We start from the raw sequence: 12,714 nt of genomic DNA on the forward strand, positions 1-12,714 counted from the left end.
GCGCTGACTCGATGAGCATCAGAGGCGTTCGATCCGGCGTGCAGCTTCGTCGAGGATGTCGGCGACGGCGTGGGCAGTTTCCGTGTCGAAGCCCTTCTCGATCGCGCGGTTGCGCAGCACGGCGTGCAGGTTGCCCATCGCACGGCGCACGGGCGGGCTTTCGGCCCGGTCACGCTGTTCGCCCAACGCCTTGAGCCGCGCGATGACCGTCTCGATCTCGGCATCCTTTTCGGCCAGTTCGGCGCGCCCGGCGCCGGTTACGGCAAAGGCCTTGCGCGGACCGTCTCCGGCTTCCTCGATGATCAGCCCTTCGTCTACCAGCAGGCTGAGCGTGGGATAGACGACGCCGGGACTTGGCGCATATTCGCCGCCTGCCAGATCGCCCACGGCCCGTATCAGATCATAGCCGTGGCGCGGCTGTTCGGCGACGAGGTGAAGCAGGAGCAGGCGAAGTTCCCCCCCTGCAAACATTCGTCCGCCACGACGACCACCGCCGCCACCGCCCCGGCCTCGTCCGCCACCGAAGGGCCCGTCCTCACCAAACGGCCCGCCGCGCCCAAACGGAGCGCCGAGCCGACCGGCCATCATCATCTTCATCATATGTCGGCCGCGCGGATGGCGGCCATGTTCGAAATGCATGTGCATATATCCTTTCATGATGCGTCTAAGATATATCTTAATCGCGATCTGGCAAGAGGCGGGTGCAATTTTTTCGCAAGCGCCCTATCTCGGCAGCAATGGCCGACCTCTTCGCCCCGCCGCCGCAGGACCGCCCGCCACCCGAAGCCAGCGCCGAAGCGCCGCTGGCCGACCGGTTGCGACCGCGCGACCTGACGGAAATCATCGGGCAGGACCACCTCACCGGCCCTGAAGGCGCGATTGGGCGCATGGTTGCCGCGGGCAAGCTGACCTCGATGATCCTGTGGGGGCCGCCGGGCACCGGCAAAACCAGCATTGCCCGCCTTCTCGCCGAAGCCGTTGGCATGCGCTACGTGGCCTTGAGCGCGGTGTTCTCGGGCGTCGCAGACCTCAAGAAGGCCTTTGCAGAAGCTGACGCGATGGCCTCTGCCGGGCGGCGAACGCTGCTGTTCGTGGATGAGATCCACCGCTTCAACCGCGCCCAGCAGGACGGCTTCCTGCCCTTCGTGGAGAATGGCACGGTCACGCTGGTTGGCGCGACGACCGAGAACCCCTCGTTCGCCTTGAATGCCGCGCTGCTCAGCCGAGCGCAGGTGCTGATCCTGCACCGGCTGGATGCCGCCGCGTTGGGCACCCTGCTCGACCGGGCCGAGGAGATCACCGGCCTGCGCCTCCCCCTCACCCCGCCCGCGCGCGAGGCGCTGGTGGCCTCCGCCGATGGGGACGGACGTTTTCTTCTCAACCAGGCGGAGATGCTTTTCGACGTATCGCTGCCCGCGCCGCTCGATCCCGAGGGCCTCGGCAAGTTCCTGATGCGGCGGGTGGCCGTCTATGACAAGGACCGCGAAGGGCACTACAACCTCATTTCCGCGCTGCACAAGGCGGTGCGCGGCTCTGATCCGCAGGCCGCGCTTTATTACATGGCGCGGATGCTGGTGGCAGGCGAGGAGCCGCTCTACGTGTTGCGGCGGCTGGTGCGCATGGCGGTGGAGGACATCGGCCTCGCCGATCCGCAGGCATTGGTGCAGTGCCTTGCCGCCAAGGACGCTTACGAGTTCCTCGGCAGTCCCGAAGGGGAACTCGCCATCGTCCAGGCCCTGCTCTACATCGCCACCGCACCCAAATCGAACGCGGCCTACATGGCGCACAAGGCGGCATGGAAATCGGCACGCGATACGGGCTCGCTGATGCCGCCGGCCAACATCCTCAACGCGCCGACCAAGCTGATGAAGGACATCGGCTATGGCGCGGGCTATGCCTACGATCATGATGCCGAGGACGGCTTTTCCGGCGCCAACTACTGGCCCGAGGGCATGGCCGCGCAGACATACTATGCCCCGGTCGAACGCGGCTTTGAACGCGAGGTGGCCAAGCGGCTCGAATGGTGGGATCGCAAACGCCGCGAGCGCCAGGGGGAATGACGCCCACCCGCTTCGGCCACTTCATTGCCATCGACTGGTCAGGCGCTGCTGGAGAGCGGCACAAGGGCATCGCCTTGGCGCTCGCTACGCGCGGCACGGCAGCGCCGCAGATCGTGCGCCCCGGCCATCGCTGGTCGCGCGAGGAGGTGCTGTGCTACCTGCGCGACGAGTTGCCGGACGATACGCTGGTCGGCATGGATCTGGGCATCTCCCTGCCCTTCGTAGACAGGGACAGCTTTTTCCCCGGCTGGTCGCAAAGCCCCGCGACGGCGCGCGAACTGTGGGCGCTGATCGATACCATCTGCGCCAATGAACCTCACCTTGGCGTCTCCGCTCTGGTGGACCATCCCGATCTCAGCGGCTACTTCCGCCGCCACGGCGGGCGCGAAGGCGAGCACTTCGGCGGAGGGCAAGGAAGGTTTCGCGCCACCGAAGTCGCTCAGCGCCGCTTGGGCTGCAAGCCCTACTCCAACTTCAACCTCGTCGGCGCGGCGCAGGTCGGCAAGTCCAGTCTCTCAGGCATGCGCCTGCTTCACCGCCTGGGGAATCGCGCCAGCGTCTGGCCGGTCGATGGTCTGCCTGCGAAGGGTCCGGTGATCTGCGAGATCTACACGACCATCGCTGCAATGGCCGCCGGGCGAACGGCATCACGCTCGAAGATGCGCTCCGCCGCCGAAGTGGACGAGGCATTGGTGGCGCTGGGCTCCACGCCCTCGGGCCTGTCAGGCTCGCTCGACGATCACACCTGCGACGCGCTCGTCACCGCCGCCTGGCTGCGCAATGCCGCGCACGATCCGCGCCTGTGGCACCCGCGCGAACTTTCCGACGAAATTGCGCGCACCGAGGGCTGGACGTTTGGGGCACTCTAGCGCTAAGGCGCGTCTCGCGTTACGCGCGGGCCGGCTTAGCTCAGTTGGTAGAGCACCTGATTTGTAATCAGGGGGCCACGGGTTCGAATCCTGTAGCCGGCACCATTTCCACCCTTACCGGTCATTCGCGGCAAAGCGCGTAAGCAGGCGCTCCAGCCGCTGCAACTCTTCTTCGCGCAACGCGCGGATTTCCAGCATGATCGCGCTCAGTTCGGGCGAATCCAGCGCAATCGTCAGGTCGTTCAAGGTCATGTCGTGATCCTCGACGGCACAGAACGCGTCGCGCAGATGCGCCGCAATTTCGCGCAAGCGCTGTTCATCAGGAAGGGGCGAACTGCTGCCGGACATACTTTGACATACCATAGAATGCTGAATTCCCGAAGATTTCGTCAACCTTTAATCTGCCCCCCGCCGTTGACCTGATGCGGCACGCCGCAAACACTGCGGACACACCTTCAGATTCTGCGCGACAGAGGAATGCAAATCTGGTATAAAATGAAACCAGTTTTGCAGACCATGCCTGCAGTGCGAAATTACCGGAGATTGCCTTGAGCCAGCACCAGCACACGACGGACCTGTTCGAAAACCCCCTCGGGCTCGACGGGTTCGAGTTCATCGAATTCTCCGCGCCCGAAGCGGACACGCTCGAGCCGGTGTTCCAGCGCATGGGCTTCACCCACATCGCCAACCATCGGTCGAAGGCGGTGCAACTGTGGCGGCAGGGTGGGATCAACCTGATCGCCAATTACGAGCCGCGCAGCCCCGCAGCCTACTTTGCCGCCGAACACGGCCCCTCGGCCTGCGGCATGGGCTGGCGCGTGCGCAATGCGGCCAAGGCCTATGCCATCGCGATCGAGCGTGGGGCCGAGCCGGTCGAGGTCAGCACCGGGCCGATGGAATTGCGCCTGCCCGCGATCCGCGGCATCGGCGGCTCGATCATCTACCTGATCGACCGTTACGGCGATGAGCTGTCTATCTACGACATCGACTTCGACTACCTGCCCAGCGTCGATCGCCATCCGGTGGGGGCGGGATTCCACACCATCGATCACCTCACGCACAACGTCTATGGCGGGCGCATGTCGCACTGGGCCGCGTTCTACGAGCGCGTGTTCGGGTTCCGCGAGATCCGCTACTTCGACATCAAGGGCGAATATACCGGCCTCACCAGCCGCGCGATGACCGCGCCCGATGGCAAGATCCGCATTCCGCTCAATGAGGAAGCAAAAGCAGGCGGCGGCCAGATCGAGGAGTTCCTGAGGGCCTACAACGGCGAGGGCATCCAGCACATTGCCTTTGCTTGCGACGATCTGATCGGTGGCTGGGACAAGCTCAAGGCCATCGGCACGCCGTTCATGTCCCCGCCCCCCGCCACCTATTACGAGATGCTCGACGAGCGCCTTCCTGGCCATGGCGAGCCAGTGGATGAACTGCAGAAGCGCGGCATCCTGCTCGATGGCTCGACCGAGAAAGGCGATCCGCGCCTGCTGCTGCAGATCTTCTCCGAGACGCAGATCGGGCCGGTGTTCTTCGAATTCATCCAGCGCAAGAAGGACGAAGGCTTCGGCGAGGGCAACTTCACCGCACTGTTCCAGTCGATGGAGCGCGACCAGATGCGGCGCGGCGTTCTCAAGCCAGATGAGGTTACTGTACCGGAGACCGCGGAATGATCCCCCAGATCAAGCGCATCCACCATGTTGCCTATCGCTGCCGGGACGCCAAGGAAACTGTCGACTGGTACGAGCGCGTGATGGGCATGCGCTACACCACCGCCTTTGCCGAAGACAAGGTGCCCTCCACCGGCGAGGACGACCCCTACATGCACGTTTTCCTCGACTGCGGCGGCGGCAACGTGCTCGCCTTCTTCGAGCTGCCGAACCAGCCGGAGATGGGCAAGGACCCGAACACTCCGGCATGGGTGCAGCACATCGCCTTCGAGGTCGAGGACGAGGCCGCGCTGCAGGCTGCCAAGGCGCACCTTGAGGCCGAGGGCATCGACGTGCTCGGGCCAACCTACCACGGCATCTTCCGCTCGATCTACTTTTTCGATCCCAACGGGCATCGGCTGGAGCTGGCCTGCAATATCGGCACGGCCGATCAGCACGCGGAACTGGCAGACCTCGCCCCCCTCATGCTCGAGGAATGGAGCCGGACCAAGCGCGCCCCGCGCCATGCCGACTGGCTGCACAAGGATCCGGCGAAGAGGTGAAAAAGGGGCCTGAACAAAGGGCCAGAAAGGCCCGCTGCGCGCTATCAATCGGGCGCGGAGGGCGGTAGAACGCAATCTCTTTTCGCGGTGGAGGTTGCGTGACGAAAATCGTGGTCAACGGGCAGGAGCGCGAAGTGAAGGCTTCGCCCGACACGCCGCTGCTCTATGTGCTGCGCAACGAGCTTGGCGTGAAGGGCGTCAAGTTTGGTTGCGGCCTTGCCCAGTGCGGGGCCTGCTCGGTCCTTCTGGGGGATGAAGAAGTGCGCGCCTGCGTCACCCCGATTGCCGCGCTCGATGGCAAGCCTGTCACCACGGTTGACGGCCTGCCCGCGCGATGGGCGCAGAAGACGGGCTTGAAGCCTGATCCTCAGCGACTGCACCCGGTGCAGCAGGCCTGGGTGGACGAACAGGTGCCGCAGTGCGGGATCTGCCAGTTCGGCATGATGATCAAGGTCACCGAACTGCTCGAGGCCAACCCCAAGCCCAGCGATGCCGAGATCACCGAAGCACTGACCACGTCAGGTCCCTCACCGCACTTGTGCCGCTGTGGCAGCTACGCCGCGATCCTCGAGGGCGCGCACCGCGCGGCCAGGCTGATGGCCGAAGGGGGCGCGGCGTGAGCGGGCTGACTGACATCCACGGCGCAAGGCTTTCGCGCCGCGCCTTCATCGGCACCGGCGGCGCCCTCGCGGTTGCAGTAGGCCTTCCGGTCAAGGCTTCCGCCGAGGCAGGGGCAAAAGCCTCGCTCGATGCCGCTGTACCCGCGAACTGGATCGAGATCGATGCGGCAGGTGCGGTCACCATCCGCACCGGCAAGTGCGATTTCGGACAGAGCAGCGTCAACACCGCCTACCGCCAGATCGTGGCAGAGGAACTGTGCGTGCCGCTTTCGGCGATGACGACGGTCATCACCGGCGATACCGACCGCACACCCGATGGCGGTGGCACTTTCTGGCTGCTGGGCTACGTCCAGAACCTGCGCAAGGTGGCCGCCTATATGCGCGAAGCTGCGCTTGAAGTGGCGGCGGGCAAGCTCGGCGTCGATCGCAAGGCACTCTCGGTCAAGGATGGGGTGATCTCGGGCGGCGGCAAGGCGATCAGCTATGCGCAACTCGTCAAGGGTCAGGACCTCAAGCTGACGATCCCGGTAGAGGGTGAACTCACCAGCCCGATGGGGCTGACGGTCAAGGGCGATCCGCCGATGAAGCCGGTGTCGGAATACACCATCATCGGCAAGCCCTCGGCCAACCCGATGACCCGGCCCAAGGTTTCGGGCGAAGCCGTATGGGTGGGTGACGTGACCTTGCCCGGAATGCTCCACGCCCGCACGATCCACCCGGCAACACTCGGCTCGAAGCTGGTCAAGGCGGGCAAGCTCGACAGCGCGCAGTTCCCCGGAGCGCGGCTGGTGACGATCGGGAACCTGCTCGCGGTTGTCTCGCCTGACGAATGGGAAGCCGTGCAGGCCGCGCAAGCGGTCGCTGCCGAAACGCAGTGGAGCGAATGGAAGGGCCTGCCCGGCCACGAAGGTTTGGCCGAGCACCTGCGCTCCAAAGCCGATTGGTCTGCTTTCCCCGTGAGGGACGGTGCTGCCAACAAGGGCGAGCCGGAAAAGGTTGCCACTGCGCACGAGCATAAGGCCTCGTACTTCCTCCCCTATCACAAGCATGCGCCGATCAGCCCGATGGTCACGCTGGCCGACTATCGCCCGGACGGTTCGGTTACGCTGCACACACTCAGCCAGAACCCGCAGCACTTGCGCCACATGATTGCCAAGATGCTGGGCACGGGCGAGGAAAAGGTCGTCGTGCGCACTTACCCCGGCTCGGGCCACTACGGTCGCTCGAACGGCGGAAGCGCCGGGTCCGAGGACGAGGCCGTGCTACTCTCGCGCGAACTGGGCCGACCGGTGCGCGTGCAGTGGATGCGTGCCGACGACATGCAGTGGACGACGCAATCCTCCTGCGCACTGGCAGACATCGACATCCGCCTCGACAAGGATGGGCGCATCGCGGGCTACAGCGCGCAGCACCACGTCCCGCCGATGCAGGATGACCGCTTGGTCGGCGCGATCCTTGCCGGACTGCCAGTGATCGAATCACCCGCGCCGGCCTCCAACGACCCGTTCCAGGTCGGCATTACCGATGTGCAGGACACCTGGGTCTACGGCGCGGTCCCCGCCGTGCGCGAGAAGGGCCTGAGCACCTGGCAAATTGGCGAAAAGGAGTCCCCCCTCGCCGTCGGCCTGCGCGACCATTCAATGCGCACGCCAATCCAGTTTCAGCAGAACTTCCCCCGCGAACTGGCGATCAGCGAAGCCGCCATGCTGGCGGGTAAGGACGCGCTGCAGTTCCGGCTCGACCACATCACCGACCCACGCTTCAAGGCGATCCTCGAGAAGCTCCGCACCGAATCGGGCTGGGACAGCCGCCCCTCCCCCGCCCCCGGCGCTCGTGCCAGCGGCAAGGGCACGGTTAAGGGTCGCGGTCTTTCGATCATGCTGCGCGACAACGGCTACTGGGCCTGCGCCGCGCATGTCTCGGTCACCCCTGAAAGTGGCGAAGTGAAGGTCGAGCGGATGACCATGGTGGCCGACGTCGGCATCGTCATCAATCCGCTGCAACTGCGCCGCCAGATCCAGGCCGGGTGCCTGATGGGCGTGAGCCAGGCACTACACGAGGAAGTCACGTTCGATCAGGGTGCGATCACCTCGGTGGACTGGGCGAGCTATCCGATCCTGACGATGGCCGAGATGCCACAACTCAAGATCGTGTTCGAAACCAACCTTGCCGCGGGCAACTATGGTCAAGGGTCGGAAAGCGCCAACGCGCTAGCCGCGCCTGCCATTGCTGGTGCCGTGCTCGACGCGACCGGAAGGCCGGTCCGCCGTCTGCCGCTTCGGCCCGATTACGTGAAGGCTGCGCTTGTCTGAAACCAATCGATGAAGCAGGCTGGTCTGGCGCGATGCGACGTGGGATCAAGATATTCTTCGATGGCGGGTGTCGGCCCAACCCGGGGCCGATGGAGGCGTGTGTCGTGCTCCGAGGGACTCCTCATTTCTTCGACGATCTGGGTGCGGGGTCCAACACCGCAGCCGAATGGCAGGCCCTGCTCTGCGGCATGACGCTTGCTCGCGATCTGGGACTGCAGGGCTTCGACCTGCTTGGTGACTCGCTGGAGGCGGTGCGCGAAGCCAGTGCAGCCCTGTCGACCGGTTCTGCAATATCTCCCCGGAGAGAGGCGCTGCTAGCCCTGGCTGCGCAGTGTCGCCCACGCAGGATCCGGTGGATCAAGCGCGAACAGAACCTCGCGGGCATCGCCCTCGAAGGAAGATGGCAAGGCGTCCGCTAGAATTGCGTCCACGAGCACTTGCCAAGACAGACTGCCTATTTCGATTTGGTTTTGGCCACACCCTGACAAGGGTGGTTGGCGGAGAGGGTGGGATTCGAACCCACGGTACGGTTACCCGTACACCGCATTTCGAGTGCGGCGCATTCGACCACTCTGCCACCTCTCCATGGTGCCAATCTGGGTGCCGCTAAGGGCGTTCCCGGTCGAGGAAGCGCGCCGTTAGCGCATGGTGGCGGGCTTGCCAAGCGGAAAACACGCCCTGTCCACATCGCCGCCTGCATCCCTCTGTCCGCGTCCGCCGCCTTTCTTCGCTCCATGCTTGTTTGCGTTGCAGCGAGGTCCTATATCGGCAGTCATGGACCGTGCGAGCTTCTATTCGCCTCAGGCCGGACGCGACATTTCGGCCCCCCCCGTTTCAACGGCACGTTTTTCGATAGGCGATGTCGTGCGCCATCGCGTGTTCGGCTTCCGCGGCGTCGTCTTCGACATCGACCCGGTCTTTGCCAACAGCGAGGAATGGTACGAATCGATCCCTGAGGACATTCGCCCGCTGCGTGAACAGCCGTTCTATCACTTGCTCGCCGAGAACGACGAGAGCAGCTACGTCGCCTACGTCAGCCAGCAGAACCTGCAGGCCGACGCAGAAGCGGGTCCGGTCGAACACCCCTCGCTGGACGAGATGTTCGAGGGCTTCCGCAACGGCCGCTACCGTCTGCGCCGCAGCCTCTCGCACTGAACAGGCAGGGGGAACACCCCCGCCCTGTTTCAGATCAGTTCTTCAGCTTCCAGCCTGAGCGCAACAGAATGTAGAGCAGCGCGCCGGCGGCAAGGTTGAGCACGCCAAGCCCGATTGCGCCGTGCAGGACGGCGGTATTGGTATCGCCGATGTCGCTCTGTCCGAGAAAGCCGAAGCGGAAACCCGAGATCACGTAGAATATCGGGTTCATGCGGCTGACCGCTTGGAAGGCGGGCGCCAGATTGTCGATCACGTAGAACGTGCCCGAAAGCATCGACAGCGGCGTGATCACGAAATTGGTGACCGCTGCGTTGTGGTCGAACTTCTCCGCCCAGATCGAGGTCAACACCCCCACGATCGCCAGCAGGATCGAGCCCATCAGACCAAACCAGACGACCGCCCAGGGATGTGCGATCTTGAGCGATACACCCGGCCACAGCAGCATTGCGCCTGCCACGGCAAGGCCCACCAGCACGGCGCGCGTGACGGCTGCACCGACCAGCGCGGCCATGAGTTCACCGGTCGAGATCGGGGGCATCAGGTAATCGACGATCGTCCCCTGGATCTTGCCGCCCAGCAGACTGAAGCTCGAATTGGCGAAGGCATTGTTGATCATGCCCATCGCAATCAGCCCCGGCGCGACGAAGCTGGCAAAGTTGACGCCGAGCACCATGCGCCCGCCATTGGCTCCACCACCCAGTGCGAGCGTGAATATCATCAGATAAAGCAGCGTCGTGACCGCCGGAGCCCAGATCGTCTGGGTCTGGACCTTGAAGAAACGGCGGACCTCCTTCATATAGAGGGTCCACAGCCCCAGCCTGTTGAAGCCACGAAACACCGGTTGTCCGGGTGGGGTGAAAGTTCCGGCGTTGCGGGTAGTCGCCCCGTTACGGGGTAGCGGTTGATTGGCCATGGCCATCGCGGTATCGCGCTGGCTCGCCATTGGCAAGTTTGCCGACCGGGCAGATTTTAACGGCCGATCTTTCGGCCCTGAAGGAAACGTGAAGGCATGAGCTGGACCGAAGAGCGGATCGAGAAGCTGACCAAGATGTGGGAAGGCGGTTCAACCGCCAGCCAGATCGCCGAAGAACTCGGCGGGGTCAGCCGCAATGCGGTGATCGGCAAGGCGCACCGCCTTGGCCTCAAGGCTCGCCCCTCCCCGGTGAAGGCCAACGAGAAGCCCGATGCCGCCGCTGCACCAGCGCCCAAGGTCGCCAAGCCCGCCGCGCCGCCGCCCGAGCCGAAGGTTGCCGCAGCGCCCCGCCCTGTCGCGCCCGCAGCGCCCGTCACCCCTCCTGCCCCGGCACCTCGTGCAGCAGCCCCTGCGCCCGCCCCCGAAGCCAAGGCAGCAGGCGACGCGCCGACGCCAGCCCCCCAGCCGCGTATCGTCTCGGTCGGGCCCGGTGGCTTCCTGCGTCAGGGTCCTGGCGACCAGCAGGCACCTATCCCGCCCGCGCCTCCGCGCCGTCTGGTGCCCGCGCGGCCCAGCCCCGAGATTGCCGACAAGACCAGCCTGCTCGATCTCAACGATCGTATCTGCCGCTGGCCGATGGGGCACCCGGGCGAGCCGGATTTCCACTTCTGCGGCGAAAAAGTGAATCCCGGATTTCCTTATTGCGTCGAGCATTGTGGCCGCGCCTATCAGGCGCAGCTGCCTCGCGGCCATCGTCGTCCCCCGCCGCCGATGCCCTTCGGAGGACCGCGCGTCCGCTGATCACACTCAGGGCGAACCCTTAGCCCGCCATTTCTGCGACGCCGCGTGGTTAATGCCGCGCGGCGTTTGCCGTTCTGGTGAACATGACACACGATCCCTCGTCGCGCGGTTCGCGTTCGCGTCTGCTTCAGTGGCTCGGCATCGGACCGGGCGAAGATAATGATGAGTCGCACAGCCATGGCAGTGCGACCCCGCCCCCGGCGATCACGGCGCGTGAGATATGGCTACCGGCCAAGCGCCGCCTGCTCGGCAAGGTCGCCGATTTCCTGATCGACCATGACCTCGAAGTCATGCCGTGGACACTCGAGGTCGCCTACGACTGTGTCACGGGAGCCAAGCCAAAGCTTGCGCAGATGATCCTCGAGCGCACCGAGGCTGGCAAGCTCGTCACCCTGCAATGGCTCGAGAACGTCCTGCGTCAGGAAGAGGGAGATACCTCGGACCAGATCCTCGCCGCCCTGATGTCGCGGCTGGAGGAAAGCCTCGAGGACTTCAGCAAGACCACGAACTCTGCGCGAGACGCGACCAGCGCCTATGGCGCAGCACTGCAGCAGCATGTCGATGACCTTGAACAGGTCAGCCGCGCCGGGATTGTGATCACCGAACTGGCAGCTCTCGCAAAGGCGATGATCCATCGCACGCGCGAGATCGAACACGACCTCAACGAATCCGAGGAGCGCACAAAAGCGCTGCAGAAGAACCTCGACGAAGCCCGCCGCATCGCCGACGAGGACCATCTCACCGGCTTGCCCAACCGGCGTGCGTTCGAACTGCTGCTTGACCGCGAAACTGCCGCTGCGCGCGCGGCTGGCGACGAGCTCAACGTCGCTTTCTGCGACATCGATCACTTCAAGCGGATCAACGACAGCCACGGCCACGCCGCTGGCGACCGTGTGCTCAAGACCGTGGCTGACACGCTTTCGCGCATTTCGGACTCGCGCTGCCACGTCGCCCGGCATGGCGGCGAGGAATTCGCCGTGCTGTTCCGGGGCATGAGCCTGCAGAAGGCGTGGGAACGCCTGGAACTGGCGCGGGAGGAGATTGCCGAACGCCGCCTGATCAACCGCGCCACGGACATGCCGTTCGGCCGCGTGACCTTCTCGGGCGGCATTGCCGATGTATTTGCCTATGCCGCCAGAAGCGACGCGCTGCGCGCTGCGGATGAGGCGCTATACGCCGCCAAGCAGGCGGGAAGGAACCAGATCTTCATTGCAGGCGAAACGCCGCCGCCCCTGCAGGACGCTGCCTGATCTGGCAGCATCCCGGGCAAGGCGTTCAGCCGTACTGCGAGTTCTGGCTGCGCTGGAAGGCAAAGCGCGGAACGCGGCCTTCGATCATGCTCGACTTGAACACGACGCGCATCTCGTCTGCCCCTTCTTCGCGGGTGCAGACCAAGCGTGTGCCGCCCGAGGGCAACACTTCAAGCGCGCTGATGGCAACGCCGGCCGCTTCGCAACGGGCGCGGACCTTGGCTTCGGTGACGCTGAGATTCATGGCACGGCTCATGCGAGGTACTCCGGTTCGGTCCCGGCGATGTGCCCGGCCAGTGTAAAGGGAAGCGTTGAAGGATTGGCCCAATCGGAGGCCGCCGAAGCGCCTTGGCCAAGCTGGTAGGCACTGATGCTCTCGGCACAGGCCTGCGCCATCACCAGATGTCGCGCGCGCATGCGCTGCGAGGTACTGGCGGTCGCCCGCATCAGCAACTTCTGGTGCTGAAAATAGAAATGGTTGAGGTCCATGCCTGGCTCCCACTGCGTAAGCGGGAGCGCGGAGGT

The 12,714-nt window shown here is 64.7% G+C and carries 15 protein-coding genes and 2 tRNA genes; 11 read left to right on the plus strand and 6 right to left on the minus strand.

Translation table 11 applies throughout. The features are described from left to right. Positions 1 to 18: 18 nt before the first annotated feature. Positions 19 to 639 carry a PadR family transcriptional regulator gene (locus IQ25_RS01980; protein ID WP_144901725.1) on the minus strand — a complete coding sequence of 207 codons (621 nt, stop codon included), beginning with the start codon at positions 637 to 639 and terminating at the stop codon, positions 19 to 21. A 98-nt stretch (positions 640 to 737) separates the two neighbouring features. Between IQ25_RS01980 and IQ25_RS01985 the strand changes: the two genes are divergently transcribed. The 3 genes from IQ25_RS01985 to IQ25_RS01995 all read left to right on the plus strand — a co-directional run bounded on the left by IQ25_RS01985 (position 738) and on the right by IQ25_RS01995 (position 3,034). Continuing rightward, a complete protein-coding gene (locus IQ25_RS01985) occupies positions 738 to 2,060 on the plus strand; it encodes a replication-associated recombination protein A (RefSeq protein ID WP_144901727.1) in 1,323 nt (440 codons plus the stop codon). Continuing rightward, on the plus strand, positions 2,057 to 2,929 hold the full coding sequence (locus IQ25_RS01990; protein ID WP_144901729.1) for a hypothetical protein: 873 nt from the start codon (positions 2,057 to 2,059) through the stop codon (positions 2,927 to 2,929). Before IQ25_RS01985 ends, IQ25_RS01990 begins: the two co-directional genes overlap by 4 nt. A 29-nt stretch (positions 2,930 to 2,958) precedes the next feature. After that, a tRNA-Thr gene (locus IQ25_RS01995) sits at positions 2,959 to 3,034 on the plus strand. Positions 3,035 to 3,043: 9 nt separating this feature from the next. On the opposite strand, the gene IQ25_RS02000 is transcribed toward IQ25_RS01995, so the two are convergent. Beyond that, complete coding sequence (locus IQ25_RS02000) at positions 3,044 to 3,238, minus strand: hypothetical protein (RefSeq protein ID WP_144901731.1); 195 nt, start codon at positions 3,236 to 3,238, stop codon at positions 3,044 to 3,046. Between the two features lie 239 nt (positions 3,239 to 3,477). On the opposite strand from IQ25_RS02000, the gene hppD reads away from it, so the two are divergent. The 5 genes from hppD (at position 3,478) to IQ25_RS02025 (ending at position 8,489) form a co-directional block, all read left to right on the plus strand. Then, positions 3,478 to 4,599, plus strand: coding sequence for a 4-hydroxyphenylpyruvate dioxygenase (hppD, locus tag IQ25_RS02005; RefSeq protein ID WP_144901733.1), 1,122 nt, complete (start codon positions 3,478 to 3,480; stop codon positions 4,597 to 4,599). Continuing rightward, entirely contained in the window at positions 4,596 to 5,138 is a 543-nt protein-coding gene (locus tag IQ25_RS02010; RefSeq protein ID WP_144901735.1) for a VOC family protein, read from the plus strand. Before hppD ends, IQ25_RS02010 begins: the two co-directional genes overlap by 4 nt. Positions 5,139 to 5,236: 98 nt before the next feature. Then, the gene (locus IQ25_RS02015; protein WP_144901737.1) at positions 5,237 to 5,758 is read left to right on the plus strand and encodes a (2Fe-2S)-binding protein; all 522 of its coding nucleotides are present in this window, start codon (positions 5,237 to 5,239) and stop codon (positions 5,756 to 5,758) included. Next, complete coding sequence (locus IQ25_RS02020) at positions 5,755 to 8,070, plus strand: xanthine dehydrogenase family protein molybdopterin-binding subunit (protein ID WP_144901738.1); 2,316 nt, start codon at positions 5,755 to 5,757, stop codon at positions 8,068 to 8,070. The genes IQ25_RS02015 and IQ25_RS02020 overlap by 4 nt, the downstream gene beginning before the upstream one ends. 104 nt (positions 8,071 to 8,174) lie before the next feature. Then, positions 8,175 to 8,489: a reverse transcriptase-like protein gene (locus IQ25_RS02025; RefSeq protein WP_258536929.1), complete on the plus strand. Its 315-nt coding sequence runs from the start codon at positions 8,175 to 8,177 to the stop codon at positions 8,487 to 8,489. Positions 8,490 to 8,565: 76 nt separating this feature from the next. Here the strand turns inward: IQ25_RS02025 and IQ25_RS02030 are convergent. Next, positions 8,566 to 8,655 (minus strand) — tRNA-Ser (locus IQ25_RS02030). A gap of 189 nt (positions 8,656 to 8,844) precedes the next feature. On the opposite strand from IQ25_RS02030, the gene hspQ reads away from it, so the two are divergent. Beyond that, entirely contained in the window at positions 8,845 to 9,225 is a 381-nt protein-coding gene (hspQ, locus tag IQ25_RS02035; RefSeq protein ID WP_144901742.1) for a heat shock protein HspQ, read from the plus strand. A gap of 34 nt (positions 9,226 to 9,259) precedes the next feature. Here hspQ and IQ25_RS02040 read toward each other — a convergent pair whose 3' ends face one another. Next, the gene (locus tag IQ25_RS02040) at positions 9,260 to 10,138 is read right to left on the minus strand and encodes an ABC transporter permease (RefSeq protein WP_144903079.1); all 879 of its coding nucleotides are present in this window, start codon (positions 10,136 to 10,138) and stop codon (positions 9,260 to 9,262) included. Between the two features lie 96 nt (positions 10,139 to 10,234). Between IQ25_RS02040 and IQ25_RS02045 the strand changes: the two genes are divergently transcribed. Both IQ25_RS02045 and IQ25_RS02050 read left to right on the plus strand, forming a co-directional pair. Then, complete coding sequence (locus tag IQ25_RS02045; RefSeq protein WP_144901743.1) at positions 10,235 to 10,939, plus strand: GcrA family cell cycle regulator; 705 nt, start codon at positions 10,235 to 10,237, stop codon at positions 10,937 to 10,939. Between the two features lie 83 nt (positions 10,940 to 11,022). Next, positions 11,023 to 12,189: a GGDEF domain-containing protein gene (locus IQ25_RS02050; protein WP_246415396.1), complete on the plus strand. Its 1,167-nt coding sequence runs from the start codon at positions 11,023 to 11,025 to the stop codon at positions 12,187 to 12,189. 25 nt (positions 12,190 to 12,214) lie between these two features. Here the strand turns inward: IQ25_RS02050 and IQ25_RS02055 are convergent, their stop codons facing one another. Both IQ25_RS02055 and IQ25_RS02060 read right to left on the minus strand, forming a co-directional pair. Beyond that, positions 12,215 to 12,445, minus strand: coding sequence for a hypothetical protein (locus tag IQ25_RS02055; RefSeq protein ID WP_144901745.1), 231 nt, complete (start codon positions 12,443 to 12,445; stop codon positions 12,215 to 12,217). Beyond that, positions 12,442 to 12,678, minus strand: a complete 237-nt coding sequence (locus IQ25_RS02060; protein WP_144901747.1) for a hypothetical protein — start codon at positions 12,676 to 12,678, stop codon at positions 12,442 to 12,444. Before IQ25_RS02060 ends, IQ25_RS02055 begins: the two co-directional genes overlap by 4 nt. Positions 12,679 to 12,714 lie beyond the last annotated feature (36 nt).

The organism is Novosphingobium taihuense (assembly GCF_007830315.1).
GTDB lineage: Bacteria > Pseudomonadota > Alphaproteobacteria > Sphingomonadales > Sphingomonadaceae > Novosphingobium > Novosphingobium taihuense.